The 1,474-nt window shown below is 49.9% G+C and carries 1 protein-coding gene and 1 pseudogene; both read left to right on the forward strand.

Annotation, left to right across the window (positions count from 1 at the left end):
* The coding region (locus ABUA47_RS24740) for a family 43 glycosylhydrolase (protein ID WP_349832287.1) at positions 1–836 on the forward strand (836 nt) is incomplete at its 5' end.
* A gap of 5 nt (positions 837–841) precedes the next feature.
* Positions 842–1,474: pseudogene (locus ABUA47_RS24745) on the forward strand (alpha-rhamnosidase); the annotation flags it as partial.

Below are 1,474 nucleotides of genomic sequence, written 5' to 3' on the forward strand. Positions count from 1 at the left end.
ACTATTTGTATGCCACCGAGGACATACGCAATCTGCCGATTCACCGTTCCAGGAACCTGGTGGATTGGGAGTATGTAGGTACTGCCTTTACCGACCGTACGCGGCCTGATTTTGAGCCGAACGGCGGTTTGTGGGCGCCGGACATCAACAAGATAGGTGATAAATACGTGCTCTATTATTCTATGTCTGTTTGGGGAGGCGAGTTAACTTGCGGCATCGGTTGTGCTACTGCCGATAAGCCTGAGGGACCTTTTACGGACCACGGAAAGATGTTCCGCAGCAATGAAATCAATGTACAGAACTCCATCGACCCTTTCTATATAGAAGATGGAGGGAAGAAATATCTTTTCTGGGGCAGTTTTCGAGGAATCTATGCGATTGAACTGTCTGATGACGGACTCTCTCTGAAGGACGGCGCCACACCGCAGCAAGTGGCAGGAACCGCTTACGAAGGTACCTATATTCACAAGAAGGACGGGCATTACTACTTCTTTGCTTCCATAGGAAGTTGTTGTGAGGGATTGAAGAGTACTTACACTACTGTTGTAGGCCGTTCAGATAATCTTTTCGGCCCCTATGTCGACAAGAATGGCGGTAGCATGATGGATAACAAGCACGAAGTGCTGATTCAGAAAAGTAATTCCTTTGTGGGTACCGGTCATAATTCGGAGATTGTGACGGACAATGCCGGCAATGACTGGTTCTTCTATCATGCGGTGAGCACAAAGAAGCCTGAAGGCCGTGTATTGATGTTGGATAAGATTAGCTGGGAAGACGGATGGCCGACGGTAGAAGGCTCCGTTGCATCCACGGAAGCGGAGAAACCGAAATTTTGACAAGTATGAAGAAATCTATTTTAATCTCCTTGTTGGCCCTATTGATGATGGGCTGTCAAGTATCGGGTGGCAGTTCCTTGAAAGTGGAGGAAACCACTGTTGAAATGCGGAAGAATCCCGAAGGAGTGGCTGTATCGGCTCCCCGTTTCTCATGGCAACTGGTAACCGACAAGCAGGATGTGATGCAGACTGCTTATCAGATTGAAGTGGCGGACTCGGACAAGGGCTTGCAGGCCGGCTCCGGGCTGGTATGGAACAGCGGTCGTGTGGAGTCTGGCCAATCGGTGCTGGTGAAGTACGCAGGGGCGCCTTTGGAGTCGGGACAGAAATATTGGTGGCGTGTCACTGTATGGACAAATACCGGTGACAAGGCGCAAAGTAGTATCCAATATTGGTCAATGGCTTTGCTGGACAGTTCGGACTGGAAAGCCGGCTGGATTGGACTGAACGACAGTACAAACTTGAAACTGGACGGTGAGCGGACCATCCTTCCGGCACGTTATCTGCGGAAGGAGTTTGATTTGCCGTCACAGCCGAAGCGTGCAGTCCTTTATGTTTCGGGAGTAGGCTCTTCCGTATGCTATATGAATGGCGAGAGGATTGGAAACGATGTATTCGGTCCTTTGCCTACCTGGTAC

It is taken from the genome of Bacteroides sp. RTP31139st1_H2_RTP31139_211217, from assembly GCF_040227615.1.
Taxonomy (GTDB): Bacteria; Bacteroidota; Bacteroidia; order Bacteroidales; family Bacteroidaceae; genus Bacteroides; species Bacteroides uniformis.